At 39.9% G+C, this 22,534-nt stretch carries 24 protein-coding genes; 12 read left to right on the plus strand and 12 right to left on the minus strand.

The window, feature by feature from the left end; genetic code table 11:
• Window positions 1-198, minus strand: a complete 198-nt coding sequence (locus HPE56_RS02785) for a hypothetical protein (protein WP_109650535.1) — start codon at window positions 196-198, stop codon at window positions 1-3.
• Window positions 199-343: 145 nt separating this feature from the next.
• On the opposite strand from HPE56_RS02785, the gene HPE56_RS02790 reads away from it, so the two are divergent.
• Window positions 344-1,612, plus strand: a complete 1,269-nt coding sequence (locus tag HPE56_RS02790; protein WP_188242233.1) for a D-alanyl-D-alanine carboxypeptidase/D-alanyl-D-alanine-endopeptidase — start codon at window positions 344-346, stop codon at window positions 1,610-1,612.
• A 45-nt stretch (window positions 1,613-1,657) separates the two neighbouring features.
• Here the strand turns inward: HPE56_RS02790 and nudK are convergent, their stop codons facing one another.
• Window positions 1,658-2,239, minus strand: coding sequence for a GDP-mannose pyrophosphatase NudK (gene nudK / locus HPE56_RS02795; RefSeq protein WP_188242234.1), 582 nt, complete (start codon window positions 2,237-2,239; stop codon window positions 1,658-1,660).
• 190 nt (window positions 2,240-2,429) lie between these two features.
• Here nudK and HPE56_RS02800 point away from each other — a divergent pair, with 190 nt between their 5' ends.
• Window positions 2,430-4,004 carry a M81 family metallopeptidase gene (locus tag HPE56_RS02800; protein WP_188242235.1) on the plus strand — a complete coding sequence of 525 codons (1,575 nt, stop codon included), beginning with the start codon at window positions 2,430-2,432 and terminating at the stop codon, window positions 4,002-4,004.
• A gap of 280 nt (window positions 4,005-4,284) precedes the next feature.
• Here the strand turns inward: HPE56_RS02800 and HPE56_RS02805 are convergent, their stop codons facing one another.
• From HPE56_RS02805 to HPE56_RS02815, 3 genes are all read right to left on the minus strand, one after another.
• Window positions 4,285-5,082: a TIGR00266 family protein gene (locus HPE56_RS02805; protein ID WP_188242236.1), complete on the minus strand. Its 798-nt coding sequence runs from the start codon at window positions 5,080-5,082 to the stop codon at window positions 4,285-4,287.
• 228 nt (window positions 5,083-5,310) lie between these two features.
• Window positions 5,311-6,204, minus strand: coding sequence for a DUF6268 family outer membrane beta-barrel protein (locus HPE56_RS02810; protein WP_188242237.1), 894 nt, complete (start codon window positions 6,202-6,204; stop codon window positions 5,311-5,313).
• Window positions 6,205-6,382: 178 nt separating this feature from the next.
• Entirely contained in the window at window positions 6,383-6,841 is a 459-nt protein-coding gene (locus HPE56_RS02815; RefSeq protein ID WP_188242238.1) for a DUF4442 domain-containing protein, read from the minus strand.
• A gap of 133 nt (window positions 6,842-6,974) precedes the next feature.
• Here HPE56_RS02815 and HPE56_RS02820 point away from each other — a divergent pair, with 133 nt between their 5' ends.
• The 8 genes from HPE56_RS02820 (at window position 6,975) to HPE56_RS02855 (ending at window position 13,947) form a co-directional block, all read left to right on the plus strand.
• On the plus strand, window positions 6,975-7,457 hold the full coding sequence (locus tag HPE56_RS02820) for a DUF4870 domain-containing protein (RefSeq protein WP_188242239.1): 483 nt from the start codon (window positions 6,975-6,977) through the stop codon (window positions 7,455-7,457).
• Window positions 7,457-7,951 carry a nuclear transport factor 2 family protein gene (locus tag HPE56_RS02825; protein ID WP_188242240.1) on the plus strand — a complete coding sequence of 165 codons (495 nt, stop codon included), beginning with the start codon at window positions 7,457-7,459 and terminating at the stop codon, window positions 7,949-7,951. Before HPE56_RS02820 ends, HPE56_RS02825 begins: the two co-directional genes overlap by 1 nt.
• A gap of 162 nt (window positions 7,952-8,113) precedes the next feature.
• Window positions 8,114-8,452, plus strand: a complete 339-nt coding sequence (locus tag HPE56_RS02830; protein WP_188242241.1) for a PadR family transcriptional regulator — start codon at window positions 8,114-8,116, stop codon at window positions 8,450-8,452.
• Window positions 8,452-10,278, plus strand: a complete 1,827-nt coding sequence (locus tag HPE56_RS02835) for a PspC domain-containing protein (RefSeq protein ID WP_188242242.1) — start codon at window positions 8,452-8,454, stop codon at window positions 10,276-10,278. Before HPE56_RS02830 ends, HPE56_RS02835 begins: the two co-directional genes overlap by 1 nt.
• Window positions 10,279-10,414: 136 nt before the next feature.
• Window positions 10,415-11,146: a head GIN domain-containing protein gene (locus HPE56_RS02840; protein ID WP_188242243.1), complete on the plus strand. Its 732-nt coding sequence runs from the start codon at window positions 10,415-10,417 to the stop codon at window positions 11,144-11,146.
• Between the two features lie 152 nt (window positions 11,147-11,298).
• Window positions 11,299-12,309, plus strand: coding sequence for a dipeptide epimerase (locus HPE56_RS02845; RefSeq protein WP_188242244.1), 1,011 nt, complete (start codon window positions 11,299-11,301; stop codon window positions 12,307-12,309).
• On the plus strand, window positions 12,309-13,355 hold the full coding sequence (locus HPE56_RS02850; protein WP_188242245.1) for an aminotransferase class I/II-fold pyridoxal phosphate-dependent enzyme: 1,047 nt from the start codon (window positions 12,309-12,311) through the stop codon (window positions 13,353-13,355). Before HPE56_RS02845 ends, HPE56_RS02850 begins: the two co-directional genes overlap by 1 nt.
• Before the next feature lie 121 nt (window positions 13,356-13,476).
• Complete coding sequence (locus tag HPE56_RS02855; protein ID WP_188242246.1) at window positions 13,477-13,947, plus strand: hypothetical protein; 471 nt, start codon at window positions 13,477-13,479, stop codon at window positions 13,945-13,947.
• Between the two features lie 67 nt (window positions 13,948-14,014).
• Here the strand turns inward: HPE56_RS02855 and trxB are convergent, their stop codons facing one another.
• Window positions 14,015-14,980: a thioredoxin-disulfide reductase gene (gene trxB, locus HPE56_RS02860; protein WP_188242247.1), complete on the minus strand. Its 966-nt coding sequence runs from the start codon at window positions 14,978-14,980 to the stop codon at window positions 14,015-14,017.
• Window positions 14,981-15,181: 201 nt separating this feature from the next.
• Here trxB and cls point away from each other — a divergent pair, with 201 nt between their 5' ends.
• Window positions 15,182-16,609, plus strand: a complete 1,428-nt coding sequence (cls, locus tag HPE56_RS02865) for a cardiolipin synthase (RefSeq protein ID WP_188242248.1) — start codon at window positions 15,182-15,184, stop codon at window positions 16,607-16,609.
• Here cls and HPE56_RS02870 read toward each other — a convergent pair.
• From HPE56_RS02870 to HPE56_RS02880, 3 genes are read right to left on the minus strand one after another with little or no spacing between them, the layout of a single operon-like run.
• Complete coding sequence (locus tag HPE56_RS02870; RefSeq protein WP_188242249.1) at window positions 16,604-17,611, minus strand: 2-hydroxyacid dehydrogenase; 1,008 nt, start codon at window positions 17,609-17,611, stop codon at window positions 16,604-16,606. The two genes, cls and HPE56_RS02870, sit on opposite strands and share 6 nt — an antisense overlap.
• Window positions 17,592-18,254 (minus strand): hypothetical protein, encoded by a 663-nt coding sequence (locus HPE56_RS02875; protein ID WP_223170149.1) that lies wholly within the window; start codon window positions 18,252-18,254, stop codon window positions 17,592-17,594. Before HPE56_RS02875 ends, HPE56_RS02870 begins: the two co-directional genes overlap by 20 nt.
• Before the next feature lie 19 nt (window positions 18,255-18,273).
• Complete coding sequence (locus tag HPE56_RS02880; protein WP_188242250.1) at window positions 18,274-18,717, minus strand: hypothetical protein; 444 nt, start codon at window positions 18,715-18,717, stop codon at window positions 18,274-18,276.
• Between the two features lie 323 nt (window positions 18,718-19,040).
• Between HPE56_RS02880 and HPE56_RS02885 the strand changes: the two genes are divergently transcribed.
• Window positions 19,041-19,745, plus strand: a complete 705-nt coding sequence (locus HPE56_RS02885) for a LytR/AlgR family response regulator transcription factor (RefSeq protein WP_188242251.1) — start codon at window positions 19,041-19,043, stop codon at window positions 19,743-19,745.
• A gap of 18 nt (window positions 19,746-19,763) precedes the next feature.
• Here the strand turns inward: HPE56_RS02885 and HPE56_RS02890 are convergent, their stop codons facing one another.
• From HPE56_RS02890 to HPE56_RS02900, 3 genes are all read right to left on the minus strand, one after another.
• On the minus strand, window positions 19,764-20,195 hold the full coding sequence (locus tag HPE56_RS02890) for a hypothetical protein (RefSeq protein ID WP_188242252.1): 432 nt from the start codon (window positions 20,193-20,195) through the stop codon (window positions 19,764-19,766).
• Between the two features lie 68 nt (window positions 20,196-20,263).
• Window positions 20,264-21,634 carry an MBL fold metallo-hydrolase RNA specificity domain-containing protein gene (locus HPE56_RS02895; RefSeq protein ID WP_188242253.1) on the minus strand — a complete coding sequence of 457 codons (1,371 nt, stop codon included), beginning with the start codon at window positions 21,632-21,634 and terminating at the stop codon, window positions 20,264-20,266.
• Between the two features lie 6 nt (window positions 21,635-21,640).
• Window positions 21,641-22,486: an ATP cone domain-containing protein gene (locus HPE56_RS02900; RefSeq protein WP_188242254.1), complete on the minus strand. Its 846-nt coding sequence runs from the start codon at window positions 22,484-22,486 to the stop codon at window positions 21,641-21,643.
• Between the last annotated feature and the right edge of the window lie 48 nt (window positions 22,487-22,534).

Here is a 22,534-nt window from a genome sequence, read left to right on the forward strand (position 1 = left end):
TTATGCATTTAAATAAATGAGACTTTCTTTTAATTGCGGTTTATCGGTTACGAACTGATACAACCAGTATTTTAGTTCCTCTATTTCGGCCGGCAGCAATCTATTTACCGCCTTTTTAAGCTCTTTACAAAATAGCTTCGTATCAAAACTAACCTTTTTTAGTACTGTTTTAGTGTACTCAAGCATAGCTCTAGCCATATTACAAAATGTTTAATTAGTTGTTGTCTTCTCAAAGTTAACTATAAATCAATCAACAATATTGTTTGACAATCGTTAAATATTCGATAATTTCCTGTTAAAATAACACAGTTTAATTCAATTTGGTAAATTCTACGTTAAAGATATGAAAAAATTCGTTGTTTTACTACTGTTAACTATCTTAACCACAGGATGTTCAAGTGTTAAAAAACAAATGACGAGGACCATTGACCCCCAATTGAAAACAACGCTTTTCAGGGACCAGTTCACGGGTTTTTTATTACTAAATGCAACGACCAGGGATACTCTGTACCAACACAACAGTTCCAAATATTTCACACCCGCCAGCAACACCAAGATCTTTACACTTTTCACTTCCTTAAAGTTATTGCCAGAACGAATTCCCACACTTAAATATTCCTATGTAAAGGACACCCTTTATATAGAAGGTACTGGTGACCCTTCGGTTTTACACCCCTATTTAAAAGACAGCACGGCCATTCATTTTTTAAAACCCTATGAAAATATCGCCCTATACCTGAACAACTTCAAGGATAAAAAATTCGGCCCTGGTTGGGCATGGGATGACTATGATTATTATTATTCGCCAGAGCGCAGTGGTTTCCCCCTTTATGGAAATGTGCTCACTATTGAAAATGGGGATACACTGCAAATATCACCGAATTATTTCAAGGATAGTATAATACCCTTTGGACATTCGGTACGGCGAGATCCCATAAAGAATCTGTTTTATTTTGATCCCACCCAAAAAGACACCCTTGAAATCCCTTTTTCGGTCGATAGCAGCTTGACCAAAAATTTGTTGGAAAAAGCACTTGGCAAGAAAATAAGAATATCGCCTACCATGCCCAATGCAGCGCATAACGTTTTATACGGAATAGCGGCGGATTCAATCTATAGCCGAATGATGGAAGTGAGTGACAACTTCCTTGCCGAACAATTGCTTTTTTTGGCATCCTCTACCCTATCGGACACCCTCAACAGTGCTAAGGCACGAGAGTTTATACTTGAAAACCACTTGTCCGATCTAGAACAACCCCCAAGATGGGTAGATGGCTCGGGACTTTCCCGCTATAATTTGTTTACCCCGGAGTCTATGGTGCATGTGCTCTATAAACTGTATACAGAGATCCCTAGAGAAAGGTTGTTCCGGTATTTCCCGGTAGGTGGCGTTGCTGGAACTTTGGAAGACTGGTATCCGGGTGACCCAGAACCATATATATATGCAAAGACAGGTAGTTTAAGCAATAATCATTGTTTAAGTGGCTATCTGTTGACCAAGTCGGGCAAAACATTGATTTTCAGCTTTATGAACAATCACTTTATGGAAGATTCATCAGATATAAAGCAAAAGATGCAAACCATTTTCGAGGAAATACGGGATGCCTATTGAATCGAAATCGCTGAAGATCCTGCCGCCATTCTTGCCCAAAGATATTTAGAGTAATTTGTGTATTTGGGCGTACTGCAATAACATGATGGTTTTTGCATCCCTTATTTCTCCAGATGCTATCATTTTCAGGGCATTTTCGAATGGCATCTCCAGTACTTCTATATTTTCAGTTTCGTCTTCGGCACCACCACCTTCACTAATTTTCATGGTTTCCTCATATTCAGCAACGAAGAAATGTAAGATTTCGGTAACGGAACCGGGAGACATAAATGATTCGAAAACCTTCTGTACATTCTCGATCTTATATCCTGTTTCCTCCTCTGCCTCCTTCTTTATGCAATCCACTGGATTATCCCCATCCAACAAACCAGCACAGACTTCCACCAACATTCCGCCTTTATTGCCATTTACATACGTAGACATACGAAACTGCCTCGTCAAAACCACAGTACCTTTCTTACTATTGTACAATAAGATGGCTGCCCCGTTACCTCGATCATAAACCTCCCGCATTTGGGTTTCCCAAGTACCATCTTCTTTTTCGTAATCGAAGGTGTATTTATGGAGGATGTACCAATTATCAGACAACAACTCGGTTTTGATATTCTTTACACGGCCTTTTTCCAAGATAGATTTATTTTGGGTTACTACTAATTTTTAACATCGAATTTACGTTCATTCTAAATAGCCAAAGAGCTCCGTACACAAAAGTCGAAAATGAAAATAAAATGCTACTTTTAAGCAACGAAAGAAAACGATTTCAATTATATTCCAAGACAAATTTCAGGGATTTTAACCAAACCAAATAACAAACCTCATGAAAAAATCGATTGCACTCCTTATTATTTCATTTTTCCTGGTATTAAGTTGCAAACAAGTAAAGAAAGAAGACAATAATGTAAAGAATCTTCCCCGGGTCGCCATTGCGGGTCTGGGTATTGAATCAAGTACCTTTTCACCTGCCCAAAGTCATGAAGAGGCCTTTCATGCCCGTATCGGGGATTCTATTTTTGGGAAATATCCTTTTTTTGCCGAAGGAAGTGAAATCCGTAAAAGGGCTGATTGGGTACCCACCCTCTTAGGCAAAGCAATACCCGGAGGCATTACAACAAGGGAAGCCTATGAAAGTATGGTGGGGAAAACCTTGAAAATGCTGAAAGACAACGGACCGTATGACGGTTTGTTTTTTGATATTCATGGAGCAATGAGTGTTGTAGGGCTGCAAGATGCCGAAGGTGACCTTATTAAACGGATCAGGGAAGTGGTCGGACCGGATGTCCTGATTTCCACTTCAATGGATTTGCATGGCAATGTTTCCGAAACCTTGGCCGAACACAGTGATCTGATCACCTGTTACCGGATGGCTCCCCATGAAGATGCTTTGGAATCGAAGGCTAGGGCGATCACCAACCTATTGGATCGTTTGGAAAATGGCAAAGGCAAACCCAAATACAAGGCATGGATCCCTGTTCCAATTTTGCTTCCTGGTGAAAAAACAAGTACACGTATAGAACCTGGCAAAAGCCTATATGCCAAGATACCAGCTATAGAAAAACAAGAAGGGGTTATCGATGCGGCCATTTGGATTGGCTATGCATGGGCCGATGAGCCCCGAAACCATGCCGTGGTTATGGTCACCGGTGACAACAAAGAACAGGTAACCCAAGGAGCCGAAGCGTTGGCCAATGCCTTCTGGGACGTACGGAATGAATTTGAGTTCGTAGCCCCTGTAGCGACTTTTGACGAGAGTCTAAAAAAAGCCCTCAATAGCAAAAAACATCCATTCATTATCAGTGATATGGGTGATAACCCTACCGCTGGAGGTGCGGGTGATGTGACTTGGACCTTACGGGAACTTTTATCGCGTCCAGAATTCAAGACCAATGAAGGCCCTTCCTTGATCTATGCTTCCATACCGGGTCCTAAATTGATCCAAGAAGCTTTAAAAGTGGGTGTCGGCGGAAAAGTTTCCGCAATGGCAGGTGCCGAAGTTGATCATCGTTTCGCCCCTCCCCTAAAACTTACCGGTACGGTGAAGGCCATAAAAGAAGGAGACCGTGATGCGGAAGTCGAGGTGGTCGTACAGATTGGCAGTATACAGGTGATCGTCACCAATAAAAGAAAGCCATACCACTATAAAGCCGATTTTACGGATTTGGATCTGAATCCGGAGGAGACCGATATTGTCGTTGTAAAAATCGGTTACTTGGTTCCTGAACTTTATGAAATGCGAGGGGATTGGATCATGGCCCTGACCCCCGGTGGGGTTGACCAGGATTTGGAACGTTTGGGTTACAAACACATCAAACGTCCTATGTTTCCTTTGGATGAGGATATGGAGACCCCGGATTTAAGCGCTCGTTTAATCAAGGCTTCCAACCAACTGAATTAATATAAAAAGGGACAATGTTCCTAAGTACATTGTCCCTTTAAGTGGCCGGTAATTTCAAAAGTATTACCAATGTTATTAAATCAGTTCCAATGTCAGTTCGAGTGCAGTCGAGAACTATTCTTTTTCTCGATTTATATTTCGACTGCGCTCGAACTGACATTCACTAATGCGTTGGTTCACTTTGATCGGTAAGTGGCCAATCACCTATTTCCGCTTTTTTAAAATTATCATTTCCAAGGAATTTTTATTCTCGATGGCATAAAAATGCTTAGATATTTGTTTAGAATCGGTTATCACCACCTACGATATCGCCCAAAGTACCTAAAATGCTTCCTTCCCCTTTATCCTTGCCTCCTCTGGGAATAGATGCCACTATCCTTCCGGCCAATCTACTAAAGGGCAAGGATTGTATATAAACCGTTCCTGGACCTCGAAGCGTGGCAAAGAACAATCCCTCTCCACCAAAGACCGTGTTTTTTATGCCTCCCACAAATTGAATGTCATAATCGACATCCTTGGTGAAACCGACAATACAACCGGTATCTACCTTTAATACTTCCCCTGGCGCCAGTACTTTTTTTGCCAATGTTCCACCGGCATGTACAAAAGCCATTCCGTCACCTTCCAACTTTTGCATAATAAAACCTTCCCCACCGAAAAGTCCACGCCCCAATCGTTTGGAGAATTCGATACCCACGGAAACCCCTTTGGCTGCGCAAAGGAATGCATCTTTTTGACAGATGAACTTCCCATCCTTTTCAGAAAGATCAATAGGCAGTATTTTTCCTGGGTAGGGTGAAGCAAAACTTACCTGTTTTTTTCCTTGGCCTATATTCAAGAAAGCCGTCATAAAGAGACTTTCCCCTGTAAGCACTCGTTTCCCGGCTGAAAAAATCTTTCCCAGGACACTATTATCCTGATTGGAACCGTCGCCGAAAATGGTGTCCATCTTAATATCGGAATCCATCATCATAAAACTTCCAGCTTCAGCCACAACGGCCTCTTGGGGATCGAGTTCTATTTCGACATACTGCATTTCTTCCCCGTAAATTTCGTAGTCAATTTCGTGTGCATTCATTTTTTATATTTTTTTGTTGATGCCAATTAGTTGACGGATTGACTGTTTTGTTACAATCAACCATTGTTTTCCATGTGAATATAAAAAAAGGAATAAAACAAAAAAAACCGATACCCCGAAGAAGTTTTGATTCTTTTCCACCATGAAAAGAAAAGGGAACTATATCAACAGGGATAATAACGGAAGTTGCTTAGATTAGCGTTTGGACTATTTACCAAACGCATAATACTAGTACGGGCTTTTGACTTTGGCTTTCTTATTAAAATTATACTTTAAGCCAAAATTGTAATAAAAGCCATTATCCATCTCAAAATCGTAAATCCTATCTGAATCATAATCTTGGACTTCCATCGTATTAAAAGCAACATATCCGGCTTTGGCATTGAATTCAAAAGATTTCAGGAAGGTAATATTATACCCCAAACCACCAACCAAGTAGGTGTTTTTCAACTTCCCTGTATAATCTTCTTTATAAATCTCGATTTCATCATTGATGTTTCCCGCAAAACCGTCCAAAGTAGTAAAAGCTTCAAAATTATGATTATCGTGAAAAGACCATTTTAACCTACTATCGGGGAACCCTATTTTATATGCCCACTGATCATCCAATCTTTTGGTATACGCAATAACAGGAATCGGATAATTTAATCCGTTTTGGGCATCGTACTCAACCCCAAAAGTCCACATAGACCGATTTTCTTCGTTCAACTTATCAAAAACCAGACTACCATTGACAAAGATGTCTTCATTACCCAATTCCTCTACATCAAAATTAGAGGATATTTGTGGCGCTATTTTAATACCAAAGCCCCAACCGTTTTCTAAAATTCTATTATAGGATAGGCCTAAACTAAAGGTTTGGAAGTTGTCGATCTGATAGGTTTCAAAAGGCACATCTTTATCTACATAGCCAATATTCAAATTTTGATATTCCCCGATTAGGCTGATACTTTCCTTGCTCGAAAAGTTTTTTATGGGAAAATCGAACCCAACGCTATTCTTTTTAAAAGTCCCCACATTGGAATTAGGTAATAACTGGGAATTGAAATAAACACTACCGGTTTCCTGTGAAAAGCCCACACCTACCGCACTTAAAATAAAGATAATCACCAATTTTCGCATTTTCATTTCTATTTTAAAGATTATTGATCCGATCTTGATTACTATAGCTTAGCTCCAAGACCAATTAGAAACGAAATTGCTGATTATATAAAAGAACGACAAACCAAATAGATCTGCAGGGGTTTTAAGTATACCAAACAGGGGTATTTATCTACGGAATGCTTTTAAGGGGTAAAATTTATTTCTTTTTTAACTTAACCGTCCACTCAAATTCAAAGGTAGAGACCACTACCCCATCCTCATTGACGCCAACCGATTTCATCCAAACGGTTTGCCCTTCCCCTGTGGCAATGGTTTTGTCCAATGCTTCCTTGATCTTATGGCCATCTTCACAGGTAAAGGTTATTCTACCGGTGGCTTTTTTTGAAAAATTGGCCGTATTGTTCAACACCAACATCGAAATCCTTTTACCACTTTCCTTTATCTGATCAATGACCATCGTACCTGTACTAAATTCTGCGGCCATACCCTGAACGGCCCAAAACATCGAGTTAAAAGGGTTCTGATTGAACCATTTATACTTTACTGTAACGATGGCTTTTTGCTTATCTATAGATTTTAATCGCACACCACACCACCAAGCCGATGGTAATTTAAAAAAAGAAAATGTATTGAATTTTCGTACTGAAGTACCCATAATCATTATAATTTCCCCTAAATGTATGCAAAATAGTTGAAGTGATAAATGTTAATTCTATGTTAATTTTTAGTACTATGTTTTGCAAAGTACCTGTCTTTAGCCATATATTTGTATAAGAAAATAATAGGCCATGACAGACACCATAACAAAACACGAACGAAATCTATCAGCGATCATACATGCATCGACCTTTAGTAAATTCTTTATTCCCTTTGGTAATTTCATTATTCCATTGGTATTATGGACCGCTAATAAAAAGGAATATGAATTCGTGGACTACAATGGCAAGCAGGCATTGAACTTTCAGATAAGCATGCTTTTATATTCCATTATCCTAGGTATGGTGAGCATTCCGTTTTTCATTGGATTTTTACCCAATCTTTTTGACCATGGTTTTTTCGGATTCGATGGTCTAAACAGTTATAACAATTTTAATTTGGATATTGACCTTGGCGATTTGCCTTTCAACAGGTGGATATTTCCCGTAGGCATTGCTGGGTTATTGCACGGTGCACTATTCTTAGTCAATGTAGTATATACTATTTTGGCTACAATGAGAACCAATGAGGGACAAAGCTTTCGCTATCCTTTTACCATAAAATTCATAAAATAATGAAAAATAGCAATCAAAATAAAAGCATACTGACCATCCTGGTGGTTCTTATTTCAGGAATCATACTTGTCTCTTTCAGACCAATTGAAGACAAAGGGACATATCCGCCACAGGAAGACACCAGTCTTTATGATGCCATTGTTGCCATGGATGACATTTACTTTACCGCCTACAACAATTGCGATATGGAAACACAGGAAAAACTATATGATGAAGACCTTGAATTCTATCACGACAAAGGAGGTTTGTCAACTTCAAAACAAGAGCTCTTGGAGGGGTTGGAAAAAAACATTTGCGGTAAAGTGACCAGGGAATTGGTTGAAGGAAGCATCGAGGTCTACCCTATCCCAAACTTTGGCGCGGTAGAAATAGGAATGCATAAGTTCCATAACAACCAGGAACCAAATGCGATTTCAAATCCAAGTAAGTTCATTACCATTTGGAAACAGGTAGGCGAAAGTTATAAAATGACCAGGGTCATAAGTTTGCATTAACAATATCAAGTATAACTGGTACCCATCACACCGGTTAGGAGTTTAATCATCAATCAAAACTGTCTTGGTCCTTATTCATAAACATCTTAATCACATGTTGTAAAACCGGGTAAGGTCCAGAACAGTACAAACGAACAGTTAAATTAATAGAATCATGAAATTATGAATGTAGAAAACACAAAAGCACAAATGCGTAAGGGGGTTTTGGAGTACTGCATACTGTCTATACTTAATGGACAGGATAAATATGCTTCCGAAATTCTCAGCACCCTAAAAGACGCTAAGATGCTTGTCGTAGAAGGTACCATATACCCGCTATTGACCAGGCTCAAGAATGCCGGCCTGCTCAACTACCGGTGGGAGGAATCAACTTCAGGACCACCACGAAAATATTATACGTTGACCGAAACGGGGAAATTGTTCCTTAAGGAATTGGACACTACTTGGGACGAATTAAGAATGGCCACAAATGTGGTAACCAACAACAAAAACAAAAAATAATGAACAAGACAGTAAACATTAATCTCGCAAATAGGCTTTTTCATATGGATGAAGAGGCATACAATAAGATGCGTCGATATTTGGAGTCTATCAAACGTTCATTCGCCAACACCCCGGGCAGCGATGAAATACAGGCCGATATCGAAGCGAGAATTGCCGAACTTTTCTACGAAAAATTGAAAGATGAACGTCAGGTTATCACCCTAAAGGAAGTAGATGATGTTATTTCCGTCATGGGTCAGCCAGAGGACTATATGATCGATGAGGATATCTTTGAGGATGAACCTATAAACAAATCGAAAGCCGCAACAGGTACAACCGGTAGGGTTAAAAAGCTCTATCGCGATATGGAACACAAATACATTGGTGGTGTCTGTTCTGGATTGGAACATTATCTTGGACTTGATGCCCTATGGATCCGTATTATATTCATCCTGCTGGCCGTAACGACCGGTTTCGGATTCATAGCTTACATTCTTCTGTGGATCTTGGTCCCCGAAGCGGTTACCACCTCCCAAAAACTGGATATGACGGGAAAGCCCGTGAATATCAGCAATATAGAGCGTAAGGTCAAAGAAGGGATTGACGACGTTGCTGATAGGGTAAAAAGTGTAGACTATGAAAAAGTAGGTAACAAGGTAAAGAGTAGTGGCAAAACTTTTTTTGATACCCTAGGGGATATCATCATGTTCCTCTTCAAGGTTTTCGGAAAATTCATCGGTATTTTATTGATCTTAATAGGGGCTGCCACCCTAATTGGTTTATTCATTGGTCTTTTCACCGTTGGTGTATTGGACATGATACATATACCCGGTGTGGATTTTTACAACATGGTCAACTCTACGAATGCACCCGTGTGGTTCGTTTCGCTATTGGCCTTCTTTGTAGTGGGCATTCCCTTCTTTTTTGTCCTTTACCTAGGGTTAAAGATTTTGGTGAACAACTTAAAATCAATTGGAAATATCGCCAAATTCTCCTTATTGGGACTATGGTTGATCTCATTGATCACTTTGGTGGTACTAGGTATTCGCCAAGCTGCCGCACATGCCTATTCGGATAGCATATCCGTGGAACAGTCCATAAAATTCGAAGTCCCCAATGACACCTTGCTCATTAGTATGCAACCTTCCGAATATTTTGAAAAAAGAAGGAATATGGCCATCGATGGTGTAATGGTCACTGCAACGGATGAAGGTGAGGAAATCTTGGTCTCCGATGATGTACGTCTTTCCTTAAAAAAGTCCAAAGACAGCATCGTACGGGTAAAAATACGTAAGGATGCCAATGGCAGCTCCTTCAACGAAGCGAAGGAAATCGCCAGAAACATCGAATATTCCTATACCGTTGAGGGCAATTCAATTGTATTCGATGATTTTCTCATCAGCGCCATGCAATATAAATTCCGGGACCAGGAAGTTTGGATTACACTCTATGTTCCTGAAGGCAAAACGATTCAATTCGATAGTGAATCGAAACGATGTATCCCCATAAGTGCAAGGAATGACCAGGATATGGGACGATGTGATCTTTCCAAACACATTTGGTCCATGGGAACCGATGGGGAATTAAAATGTCAGGACTGTCCCGAAGTCATTGAAGACGAAGAAGGTAATGACCGTATTATCATCAACGAGGATGGTATCGATATCGATATTAAGGACAATGGGGATTCGTTCAAAATGAAAATCGATGGGAACGGTGTTAAGATACAAGCCGATGACGACACCGATGGGGAAGTTTTGAACATTGACTTAAATGACCAAGGTGAAGGCCTTAAAATGAATATAGACGAGGACGGGGTAATCATCAAAAACGAGAATAGTTAGCATATTTTACGACTCAGTAGCAATCATCGACAACTGGGTATCTATAAATGGTTTAATCACCAAATAAGTACGAAGTTTATTCATCAATTAACAACAATCAAATGGCCCGAATTGGGTCCATCTAAAAAAAACGATCATGACAACACTAGTAAGGATTACCATCGCATTGATTTTGACTTTATTCCTGTCATCCTGTGGATTTGACATCAACTTTGGGGACTTTGGCAGTGGCCAAAAGGGCAATGGGGTAGTTACCTCGGAAACCAGGGAGATTACGGAAGAGTTCACAGAGGTTTCCGCTTCTGAAGGACTTGATGTATATGTTACAAACGGTACTGAATTTGAAATCACGGTTGAGGCCGATGAAAACATCATAGACCTTATCGCAACCGACATCAAGAATGATCGATTGAGAATCCATGCCGTGGAGAATATTGGCAGGGCTACCAAGAAAGTCTTTGTAACCCTACCGGAAATTACCGGACTAAAGAGTTCTAGCGGTGCCCATTTAAGTACGGAAAACCTAATCAAATCCGATAAACTGGAAATTGATGCCAGTAGTGGGGCCAATATCAATATTGAGATGGATGTAAGTGAGGTCGATATTGACGCCAGTAGCGGGGCCAATCTCAATCTATCGGGCGATGCCCATACCGTTTATGTAGATGCCAGTTCAGGTGCCAACATCAACGCTAAAAAACTGATTTCCAAAGTATGCCATGCCGATGCCAGTAGTGGGGGGAACCTATCCGTATATGTTTCTGAAGACCTTACGGCAGATGCCAGCAGCGGTGGTAACATTTCCTATTCGGGTGAGGCCTCGGTTACCAAAAAGAAATCCGTATCGGGCAGTGTACATAAGAACTAACCTTCCCGGATTTTAGGAATAATCAAAAGTCCTTTTGCGAAAAAACGAGCCATATAAATTGGATTGAAAACACAAAAAAGCCACCGAAATTTCGGTGGCTTTTTTAGTATTAGTCCCATGGCTTTAGCTATCTTAGTATAAACATTTGACGCATGCAATTACAGTTGAAAAAATACACCTTAGCATTAAAACATACCTTTAGCATTTCCCGGGAATCACATGATTATCAAGACACCATGATTGTCAGTCTCACCTTGAATGGGCAAACGGGATATGGTGAGGCAACCTCAAACCCGTACTACAGGATTTCGACTGAAAGTATGATTGATGAAATTGAAACGATACGGGAAGCTATTGAATCCTTTGAATTTACCGTCCCCGAAGTTTTTCATCAATTTCTTGTTGAAAAAGGATTAAGCAATTTTACGATCTGTGCCTTGGACCTTGCTGCCAATGACCTATATGGGAAACTATTGGGGAAACCCCTATACGAAATTTGGGGTACTACCACAGACCACTACCCTACCTCGAATTACACCATCGGTCTCGCCGATATCCCTACCATGGTAAAAAAAATGGAAGAAAAACCATGGCCCATCTATAAGGTAAAATTAGGGACGGAAAATGATGTGGAAATTATACGTGAATTACGAAAACACACCGATGCCGTTTTCCGAATCGATGCCAATTGTGCGTGGACAGCCGAACAAACCATCGCCTATGCCCCACAACTTAAGGAATTAGGGGTCGAGTTTTTGGAACAACCCTTAAAAGCTGATGACTGGGCTGGTATGGAGAAGGTTGCCCATGACTGTGTTCTACCGGTTATTGCCGATGAAAGTTGCATCGTTGAATCCGACGTTGAAAAATGCGCTTTGTTCTTTAATGGTATCAATATAAAGCTTACTAAATGTGGCGGCCTAACCCCAGCACTGCGCATGATAAAAAAAGGAAAGGACTTAGGTTTGAAGGTGATGGTTGGTTGTATGACCGAATCTACCGTCGGAATCTCATCCATTGCGCAATTGGCTCCCCAATTGGATTATGTTGATATGGATGGTGCCATGTTATTAAAAGGGGACATAGCCGATGGTATTCGAATAAATGATGATGCAACCTTAGTGTACCCTAAGTTGGGCGGTAGTGGTATAACCCTAAAATAATGGCATATTATATCGATGGTTTTCCGGGACGTAAGATCAAAATTCATGGAAAAAACCACCTCTATTTTGGCGGAACCTCCTATTTAGGACTTCAAACCGACAAGAATTTCCAAGACCTGTTCATTAACAACATCAGGAAGTATGGCACAAACTATGGCGCTTCAAGAAAATCGAATGTACGCATTTCGGTTTATGGAAAAGCGGAAACACTTTTGGCCAATATTGTAGGAAGTGATGCTGCCTTATCCATGTCTTCAGGATACTTGGCCGGACAGTTCATTGCCCAAAATTTCAACAAACCAGGGTATAAGCTTTTTTATGCACCTAATACCCACTCTGCGTTATATAATAATTACAACAAACCTTATCCCGACTTTAAGACGTTAAACCATGCCATAACAGAACATCTCGACCTAAAGGATGATATTGTTCCTGTACTGTTTTTGGATTCCATCGACTTTAACGGATATAATTATCCCGAATTCAAAGAACTTTCAAACCTGCCATTGGACAAAATCATTTTAATTGTTGATGACTCCCATGGGATAGGGATCATAGGCGAAAATGGTGGTGGGGTTTTTAGGACATTACAAAAATTCAATGCCAAGGAGTTGATTATTTGCTGTTCATTGGGAAAGGGTTATGGCATACAGGGAGGAGCCGTCTTGGGATCAAGTGAAAGAATGAAACAACTTAGTGGAACTGCCTTTTTTGGGGGCGCCAGTCCGGCCGCACCTTCCGGGATGGCTACATTCATTGAGGCCCAATCCATTTATGCCTCAAAAAGATCGCAATTGTACAGAAACATGGCTTATTTTGAGCAATCAATAGACCAAATTGATTTTTTCCATCATTTAAACGGGCACCCTACCTACACCTTTTCATCCCCAGAAATGGCAGATTATATTGAAAAAAGGGGTTTTATTCTTACCAACTTCAAATATCCGGTAGAAAGCTCTTCAGTAATGAGTCGCGTTGTACTGGGTAGTCACCATTCCCTAAAGGACATTGAAGGCTTATGCAAGTGCATAAATGCTTTTCTTTAAAAGATTTTCACACCATATTGTATTTCATTGTAAGATTCACAATTACAGGTACTTAAAATTATGTTGTTATTGTAATTTTTTGTAACTTTTATACAATTATTAATCCCTAAAACACACCACTATGAAAAAATCAATCTACTTGGTTTTATTGCTGTCCGTTTTTGTTACCATTGTTGCCTTCACAAGCGATAAACCCGAAACGTACCACAGCATAGAAGGCACTTGGGAACTTGTGGATTTTTATAATTTTGATGGTGGGGATATCACAGATACCTTATCGACTTCAGAAGGTTATAGACAAGTAAAAATGTATTATAATGGTAAAGTCATGTGGTCCCGAACAACACTGAAGTATATTAAGGATGCCGATGGTAATAACGTAAAAGGCAGGTTCGGTTATGGCTCCTACAAGATTACCATGAATGAATTGATAGAAAATATTGAATATGGCGATATTGGAATGATGACAGAACTTGATACCTTACGCAATTTTAAATTTGAATTATGGTTGGGTGAAGATAGTTTCAGCCAAATCACACTGGATGAAGATGGCAATCGTACTTTTTCTGAAAACTACAAACGAATTGATTGATACGAAACTTTAAAGCATAAAAAAAGACCACTGCAATGCAGCGGTCTTTTTTTTATATCCATTTATTCTAAGCTACCTCCTCGGCAGATTCCACCATGGCCAAATAACGCTCGGCATCCAAAGCGGCCATACAACCGGTTCCTGCAGCAGTAACTGCTTGTCTGTATTCCTTATCCTGGGCATCACCACAGGCAAAAACCCCTGGAAGATTGGTCTTTGTCGATTTTCCCTTGGTAATGATATACCCGGTTTCATCCATATCAATTTGACCTTTGAAAATATCGGTATTCGGTTTATGTCCGATTGCTATAAAAAGTCCGGTTATGGCAATTTCCTCTTTTTCCTTGGTTTGGTTATTCACCATTCGAAGTCCTTCGACCACTTGATCGCCCAATACCTCATCAACTTCCGTATTGTATTTAATTTCCAAATTGGGAAGACTGTTCACACGATGTTGCATCGCTTTTGAAGCCCGCATACGATCTTTCCTGACCAACATGGTTACCTTATTGCAGATATTGGCCAAATAAGAGGCCTCTTCCGCTGCGGTATCGCCAGCACCTACGATAGCAACATCCTGACCCTTATAGAAAAACCCATCACAAACCGCACAGGCAGAAACTCCCCCACCCCTTAAACGCTGTTCGCTTGGAAGGTTCAAATACTTCGCTGTCGCCCCTGTTGAAATAATAATGGTTTTCGCCTCAATGATCTTATTTTCATCGACGGTCACCCTATGGATTCCGCCCTCGGCTTTACTCAATTCAACCGCGGTCACCAACCCCATCCGAACATCAGTACCAAAACGTTCGGCCTGCTGTTGCAACTGTATCATCATCGATGGCCCATCAATACCTTTAGGATATCCTGGAAAATTATCAACCTCAGTTGTTGTGGTCAACTGTCCACCTGGTTCCATACCTGTGTAAAGAACCGGTTTAAGGTCTGCTCGGGCAGCATATATAGCCGCTGTATATCCTGCAGGACCGGAACCAATAATCAATGTTTTTATTTGTTCTACTTTCTCAGACATATTTATATTCTTCAATAAGTTTATTATTACAAAAGTAGGTTTTTTGTAAAAAACCTTACAGCTAAAGTTATCAAAAGTTATAGATGATGATTCCAGTTGAGAGTAAAACCCATAGTAGCAGGCCATCGACTTATAATGACAGCCGTCATAATAAAATTCCATGTGTTTTGTACTTTTAAAAAATATTCAAAAGATCCCATTATGTATTGGAACATTGCCTTGATCGTTTATGTGATTATTGCCATAGGAATGGTAATAAGTTTATTGGTCAATGGTATTAAACCTGCCAAAACACTGGCTTGGTTATTGGCGATTTTCACCATACCGGTAGCGGGAATCCTTTTGTATTGGATGATCGGCAGAAATAGAAGAAAATATTCCTGGAAAGACATACAGGAAGATATCGCCATCAATAATTACCTTAAGAAAATACAACGCAACCAGGATGCCGTAGAGACATTGGATATGGAATCCAAGGGGTTTGCCAAACTTACCCGTCTTGTTGAAAAGAACGATGGCTTTAAGCCGACCAGGAACAATGAGGTTACCATCTTAAAAAATGGTAAGGCAACCTTTGATGCTATTTTCGAAGCCCTTGAGGCTGCCGATAAATATATCTATCTTCTTTATTACATCTTTGAAGAAGGGGAACTTGCGGACCGCCTAATTACCTTGTTCAAGAAAAAGGTGAAGAATGGTGTCAAGATCAAAATCATTTATGATGGGGTCGGCAGTTATTCCTTAAGCAAAAAATATATTTCCAAACTAAAGTCCATAGGTGTTGAAGTCTATCCATTCCTACCTTTTAAATTCGGAAGGTTCCTGGCTTCGATCAATTATAGGAACCATAGGAAAATCATTATCGTAGACGGGAAGGTGGCTTTTACGGGGGGCATAAACATTTCTGATAAATACCTGAAGGGCGATCTGGTACTGGGAAAATGGCACGACATGCATTTGCGATTAAGGGGGGCTTCTGTCCGGGAGTTGCAGGTGGTATTTGAAATTGATTGGTTTTTGGTTTCTGGGGACAATTCAGAATTTAACAAGGAATTGCTTCCTTTACGGGAAAAAGTCGGAAACCAGATCGTACAGATTGTATATGGTGGTCCTGATGATTATTTTTCGCCCATAGGGCAAACCTATTTTGCCATGATCAACAATGCCAAAGAATATATTTATATCACCAATCCCTATATTATTCCGGGTACAGCAATTCTCAAGTCCCTCGAAGTAGCCGCCAACAGTGGTATAGACGTAAGGCTGTTGGTATCAGCGAATGCCGATAGTGTTCTGGTAAATTGGAGTGTACGGTCCTATTTTGAATCCTTTTTATTGGCTGGAGTCAAGATTTACCTATTTCCTGAAGGTTTTTTACACAGTAAGATCATTGTTTCCGATGACAATTTAGTTTCTATTGGTACCGCAAATATGGATATTCGAAGTTTTGAACAGAATTATGAAGTAAATGCCATGGTCTATGACTCCAAAACCGCATTACTGCTCAAACAGGAATTCTTAAATGAAATAGAAAACAGTATACCCCTTGACTATAAATCATTCAAAGACAGGCCTTATTTAGAGCGACTGAAGGAAGGGTTTGCCAAGATATTCAGTCCTTTATTATAATACAAGGGTTTCGTATCCCAATTCATTGGGACAAGACTTTCCATGTTCCCAATTATCAAGGTTCTCAAATGTTATCGCCGCAATTCTGGTAAGAGCCTCTTTCGTAACATAAGCTTGGTGTGGGGTTAATAGCACATTAGGGAATGAAAGTAAGGTTTTTATATTTTCATCATGAATGTCATGGGCATCATTATTCTTAAAGAATAAGCCCTTTTCCTTATCATACACATCGGCTGCATAATAGCCGATCTTTTTGTCCCTTATCGCCTTGATCAACGCTTTGGTATCAACAATGGATCCCCTCGCGGTATTCAAAAGAACCACATCGGGTTTCATCTGTTCAAAGGCCTTCCCATCGAGCATATGGTGGCTTACCGATGTCAACGGTAGGTGAAGACTGATAATATCCGCTTGGGCATATAACTGATCCAAACCCACAAATGTTACACCAAATTTAGTGACCAATTCTTGATTGACCGTTAAATCATGGGCCAGGACCCTACATCCAAAACCATGCATGATCCGTACCATTACCGAACCTATGCGACCCGTACCAATAATGCCAATGGTCTTACCCACCAAATCAAACCCCAACAATCTCTTTTGTTCAAAGTTATAATGATGTACTTGACGATCTGCTATATGGGTCTTCCGATTGATGGTCATTAACAAAGCAACAGCATGTTCGGCAATGGCATTTGGAGAATAATCCGGCGCATTGGCGACCTTGAACCCGAATCGTTTTGCCCCCTTGATCTGGATGTTATTATATCCTGCCGAACGCAAGGTTATGTATTTCACCCCTAGGTCCCTTAATTTCTCAAGGACTATCAAACAGGCATCATCGCCAGAAAATATGCTGACGGCATCAAAACCTACGGCTTTTAAGGCCGTATTCGAATCTAAGGCATCGGGTATATAAGTGACTTTATGTCGAAGTCTATTGGCTGCTTTAAGAAAAGGGATCTCAAAATCCTGTGCACTATAGACCAGTAACTTCATTTGTGTGTTTTTTTCTAAAGATTAAATCTTGATCTTCCATGGCCATAATAACCAGATCTATATAATCGTCTATTGATTTCTCCATATCAACAGGATCATTAATATCTATAGACCCCCTCCATATCAAATCCCTTTCCTTATCCGGACAAATACAATACAATGAAGTTTCTGCATGATAGATGGTAAAATCCTGATCGTCCTCTGGTGCAAAATAGATGTTTTGATTGCTGATGTAATCCTCCTCAAAACCGGTTTCGTATCGATCTATGGTATTCAACAATCTTCTATTGGCTTCAATATTCTCTATTCCGTTCACCTTGGTAAAAAGAATGGCATCGAAATCCTTGTCCAACAATTGCTGTTCAACTTCACCCAACTCCTGCTCTGACCGTTCAGATGAGGTAAACTCAACATCAAAAAGGTCGATGCTCCTCATGGCTTCCACACCCCTCTTTTCAAATTCATCCCTTAATTTGGTCTCATATTGTACGCGGGCCTCCTCATTATAAGTCATACCTACGATCAGCACTTTGTCCGCATCGAAGATCACAATGTCAGGGTTCTTCCAATTTTCAACCAATTCGGCCGAAGAACACCCCATTATCAAAAGCAAAATAAGTACTGATAAAGTCAACTTTCCCATGATTCTTGGTTTAGCAACTTCAATTAAGAAGTCTTTTTTGTTTCTCCTTTTTCATAACCTTCGAAATAAACTGGAATAGACTACCTTTTAATTTTCGATATGCAACCAAATAAGTTTCAATGGCATAAATCATATCCCTGTGACTTTCGGTATAGGCCTTCTCCATTTTTGGTTGATCAATGTCGTCTAGCATTATGGATAATTGATTTTCATGTACCATGGCTTTTTTCAAGAGCTTATCAGCCTCTAATTCCGAATTGGAAATAGCAGTAACCAGCCCTTTACTTTCCTCATATAAACCTAAGCCGGTAATTTGAAGGGTATAGGACTTGATCAGATCATTCAAGAACAATTGTTCATCCTTTACGAATTTTAATTCTGAAATCCATTCCAATGAAGTTTCGTGCATTTCTTCTGGGCTTTTCCATTCCAGATACCTGTAAATTTGTTTTTTGGTTTTCATCGTTATATATTTTTAATATTGATATAGACTTGTTTTATCCTTTAAAGGCAGGACACCATATTACTACTTCTAAGGTATCCTATTTATAGTTTTGAATAAATGATTTAGATCAGTCACAACAAGAAGTGTCCGATTATAGGATACGAAGATTTTCTATATACAACCTGACATGTAACCTTAATACTACAGGTTTGTTTTTATGCCTCATATTTTTGAAGCTAACTAATTTTGTCTAGATTCGTACCTGTATCCGGTTTTCCGGGTTACAAAAACGGCGATTAATGTAAACCAATACTAAAAATGCCGTGATAAAGCATACCCAAATGACCTATAAAACCTTGAACACCATAGTCGTTGAAGACTCTGACACCCAAAGGACCGCAATAACCAAATTAGCTAAAGAACACCCCCAATTAAAAGTTTTGGGTGATTATTCAAATGGTATACTCGCCTTGAATGCCATTCAGAAAAACAAGGTGGACTTAATTTTGCTTGATATTGAAATGCCCGTAGTCAATGGTTTTGACTTGCTTGACTCCTTAGAGAAACCACCACAAATCATCCTTATTTCAAATAAAAGTGATTATGCCTTAAAGGCCTTTGACTATCCCAATATTACCGATTATTTGCAGAAACCCATTGATAAGGCCCGGTTTACCACTGCCATAGGCCGAGTGGTAAAAACACATCATCAAATGACAATAAGCAATAAAAATCGGGATTTTGTTTACGTCAATGTTGATCTTCAAAAGAAAAAAATATACCTGAATACGATCAAATGGATTGAGGCTCTAGGGGATTATATTAAAATAGTGACCACTGAGGACAATTATGTTGTCCTCTCAACTATGAAATCATTTTTAGAGCAAGTACCTGGGAAAAATCTCATTAGAATACACAAATCCTATATCGTGAATGTCAAAAAGATAGATAACTGGAGTAGTACCAAGGTAGAAGTTGCCGGTACAAAATTACCAATGAGCAGGTCACATAAGGAAGTTTTGGAGAAAATTCTCATAACCACATAATCGAATCATCCCCAAGACTTATTTGTTGGGTTTGTTTTTTTTTAAAATACCTCCGGCATATTCAAATATCTCAGATTTAAGGTCTTTGAAACTTTCCAAATAACTAACTGTTTCCGCTTTTAGTACTTCGTGTTTTTGATGATAAAACTTATCGCATGTCCGATCTGAACATTCGAGTATTCCCCCAATATTATTTTCATGGCCTACAACCTGTTTGGAGAGTGTATTCCAGTCGTCTTTTGACTTTTTAATCCGTGTTTGGTAATTCTGTAAACGCTCGAACAAATTCGGTGTATTGGGTTCAAAAACGTACGAATTAAGTAAGTGCTGAATAAAGGTTAGTTCATCGAATACAAGCTGTAAATAGGATTTCCATTGCTGGGATTCCCTATACATTTGCTCCACTCTTTCGGACAAGACCTTCTTTGTTATTTTTTTCTGGGAAACCATGGCCTATAAATTTTACATAAAGCTAGCCCTGTCAACCGGTTTTTACAATGACGAATATCAGTGGGGGTTCAAACCATTAGGGATACCGTCTCATGCAGTCTGGGAATATGTACATGCCAATCGAATTTATCGTTCAACTTACTTCGAAACGCATCCAATGCCGTTGGTTCGCCATGGACTAAAAACACCTTCTCTGGAATATTCTTTAAACCGGACAGCCAATCGAGCAATCCTGACTGGTCAGCATGGGCCGAAAGACTCTCCAAATGCCTGATTTCGGCTTTGACGGGGTAATACTTGCCAAAGAGCTTCAATTCATGCGCGCCTTCCAAAAGTTGTTTTCCACGAGTGCCTTCCGCTTGGTACCCCACTAGTAAGACTATGGTGCTTTCAACATCAATCAACTGTTTCAAATACGTAAGCACCCTTCCCCCGGTGACCATACCACTACCCGCAATCACTATTTTTGGTCTTGGGTCATCTATGGTTTCCCAAGTTTCCTTGTACGAGCTTATGATATTCACATGATCACACATGGCGTTGTATTCCTTTAAGGAAAGCTTATGCCAATCGGGAAACTGTTGAAACACCGACAAAACATTATTGCCCATCGGGCTATCTACAAAAATCGGTATATTCGGTATTTTGTTCTTTTTATAAAGCAGCCATAATTGATACATCAAGGATTGTAATCGCTCCACCGCAAAGGAGGGGATAATGAGGTTACCCCTTTGTTGTATAGTTTTGTTAACCAGTGTCGTTAAAATACCTTCAACGTCTTCTTTGGGGTGGTTTTTATTGCCGTAAGTACTTTCTACAAATAGAAAGTCAGCCCATTCCGGGCGTTCCGGTGGATCCAATAGGAAATCCTCCTGACGCCCAATATCCCCAGAAAACACAAATCGCTTTCCGAAAATCTCCAATTCAATGAATGTGGCACCAATGATATGCCCATTGTACTTTGCCCTAAACCGTATATTCGGGGAAAGGGTTTCCCATTCATCTTTCTCTATGGATGAAAACAAGGAAATCGTCTCTTTGGCCTCCTCTACGGTATAGAACGGAAGTGCGGGTTTATGCTTGGAATACCCTTCCTTATTTGCTTTTTCAGCCTCTTCTTCGTGAATTTTGGCACTATCCTTCAAAATGATGGAGGTAATGGCCAAAGTAGGTGCGGTTCCCAAAATCTGGCCTTTAAAACCTTCTTTCAATAATCTAGGTAAATATCCTGTATGGTCTAAATGCCCGTGGGTAAGCAATACATAATCGAGTTCATTAACCGGTATCGGAAGTGGTTCCCAATTACTCATCCTTAATTCTTTTAAACCTTGGAACATGCCACAATCGACCATGAGTTTGAGTTCAGGTGTTTCCAAATAGTATTTTGACCCCGTAACGGTACCTGCAGCACCTAAAAATTGTATTTTTACTGTATTCATATCGATTCAACAATTACATAATTGGTGTAGTTCCTTCATGATTTTTTCCTTTCTCGGCGCATTGATCTCTAGATGATCCAGAAAAAAACTGTCATTCAACAATTGACGGCACAATACAATATCCCGGCTTAACAAGAATTGCTTTTCCCTTTGGGTCAACAATGTTGATACGGTTATGGGGTATAATCCCAATCGGTCAATTCGGTCTCGCAGACCATCGCCTTTGGGAACATCCCAACTCAACAGATAAAGGCCTACGCATTTACCATAAACAAGGGCATCTTCAGTAAATCGGGTGTTTGTGACCACCCAACCTTTATCCAAGGTGCCCGAATTAGAACTTTTGCCTTCCCAATGCGTTTTTATATCGTTATATCTGGATTGGATGTACAAGGGTACTTTTACATTGCAATTACGCCCCTCATCACTGTGGAACTTACATTCTATGACCACTACAGTTCCATTTTTCTTGGCCAGTACATCAACCTCATGGCTAACGCAATGGCCCTGCATTATCTTACCAACCTCCGTGTCATAGCCTGAATAACGCAAGATAGCGGCCACAAATTTTTCAAAGGGAAAACCAGTGGGACCCAATTCATAAATGGCTTTCTTCAACTTGTATTTAGAGGCAAATACCGATTTTTTCTTTTTCAACAATGCAAAGGCCCGGTTATAGATTTCCCTTGTTGAAATTCCTTGGTACAGCTCATCCCGAACTTGATTTACGATTTGCTCCACCAAAACGTCATCAGCCCCACTTCGCTGAAGGGAACTTCGCAATTTAGTAAGTGAAAACCTCACCTTGTCACCGGATGATTTAATGATTTCAATTGCCTTTTGTTCTTCCATTTGATTCGATTTTCGATGTCCTTTATAAATAATAGCATCCTTAGATTA

Origin of the sequence: Maribacter aquimaris (assembly GCF_014596745.1) — a bacterium.
Taxonomy (GTDB): Bacteria; Bacteroidota; Bacteroidia; order Flavobacteriales; family Flavobacteriaceae; genus Maribacter_A; species Maribacter_A aquimaris.

Bases quoted from the DNA above. Each gene is read 5' to 3' on its own strand.
- HPE56_RS02785 (WP_109650535.1), bottom strand. From the start codon at position 198: ATGGCTAGAGCTATGCTTGAGTACACTAAAACAGTACTAAAAAAGGTT.
- HPE56_RS02790 (WP_188242233.1), top strand. From the start codon at position 344: ATGAAAAAATTCGTTGTTTTACTACTGTTAACTATCTTAACCACAGGA.
- HPE56_RS02800 (WP_188242235.1), top strand. From the start codon at position 2,430: ATGAAAAAATCGATTGCACTCCTTATTATTTCATTTTTCCTGGTATTA.
- HPE56_RS02805 (WP_188242236.1), bottom strand. From the start codon at position 5,082: ATGAATGCACACGAAATTGACTACGAAATTTACGGGGAAGAAATGCAG.
- HPE56_RS02810 (WP_188242237.1), bottom strand. From the start codon at position 6,204: ATGCGAAAATTGGTGATTATCTTTATTTTAAGTGCGGTAGGTGTGGGC.
- HPE56_RS02815 (WP_188242238.1), bottom strand. From the start codon at position 6,841: ATGGGTACTTCAGTACGAAAATTCAATACATTTTCTTTTTTTAAATTA.
- HPE56_RS02820 (WP_188242239.1), top strand. From the start codon at position 6,975: ATGACAGACACCATAACAAAACACGAACGAAATCTATCAGCGATCATA.
- HPE56_RS02825 (WP_188242240.1), top strand. From the start codon at position 7,457: ATGAAAAATAGCAATCAAAATAAAAGCATACTGACCATCCTGGTGGTT.
- HPE56_RS02830 (WP_188242241.1), top strand. From the start codon at position 8,114: ATGAATGTAGAAAACACAAAAGCACAAATGCGTAAGGGGGTTTTGGAG.
- HPE56_RS02835 (WP_188242242.1), top strand. From the start codon at position 8,452: ATGAACAAGACAGTAAACATTAATCTCGCAAATAGGCTTTTTCATATG.
- HPE56_RS02840 (WP_188242243.1), top strand. From the start codon at position 10,415: ATGACAACACTAGTAAGGATTACCATCGCATTGATTTTGACTTTATTC.
- HPE56_RS02845 (WP_188242244.1), top strand. From the start codon at position 11,299: ATGCAATTACAGTTGAAAAAATACACCTTAGCATTAAAACATACCTTT.
- HPE56_RS02850 (WP_188242245.1), top strand. From the start codon at position 12,309: ATGGCATATTATATCGATGGTTTTCCGGGACGTAAGATCAAAATTCAT.
- HPE56_RS02855 (WP_188242246.1), top strand. From the start codon at position 13,477: ATGAAAAAATCAATCTACTTGGTTTTATTGCTGTCCGTTTTTGTTACC.
- trxB (WP_188242247.1), bottom strand. From the start codon at position 14,980: ATGTCTGAGAAAGTAGAACAAATAAAAACATTGATTATTGGTTCCGGT.
- cls (WP_188242248.1), top strand. From the start codon at position 15,182: ATGTATTGGAACATTGCCTTGATCGTTTATGTGATTATTGCCATAGGA.
- HPE56_RS02870 (WP_188242249.1), bottom strand. From the start codon at position 17,611: ATGAAGTTACTGGTCTATAGTGCACAGGATTTTGAGATCCCTTTTCTT.
- HPE56_RS02875 (WP_223170149.1), bottom strand. From the start codon at position 18,254: ATGGGAAAGTTGACTTTATCAGTACTTATTTTGCTTTTGATAATGGGG.
- HPE56_RS02880 (WP_188242250.1), bottom strand. From the start codon at position 18,717: ATGAAAACCAAAAAACAAATTTACAGGTATCTGGAATGGAAAAGCCCA.
- HPE56_RS02885 (WP_188242251.1), top strand. From the start codon at position 19,041: ATGACCTATAAAACCTTGAACACCATAGTCGTTGAAGACTCTGACACC.
- HPE56_RS02890 (WP_188242252.1), bottom strand. From the start codon at position 20,195: ATGGTTTCCCAGAAAAAAATAACAAAGAAGGTCTTGTCCGAAAGAGTG.
- HPE56_RS02895 (WP_188242253.1), bottom strand. From the start codon at position 21,634: ATGAATACAGTAAAAATACAATTTTTAGGTGCTGCAGGTACCGTTACG.
- HPE56_RS02900 (WP_188242254.1), bottom strand. From the start codon at position 22,486: ATGGAAGAACAAAAGGCAATTGAAATCATTAAATCATCCGGTGACAAG.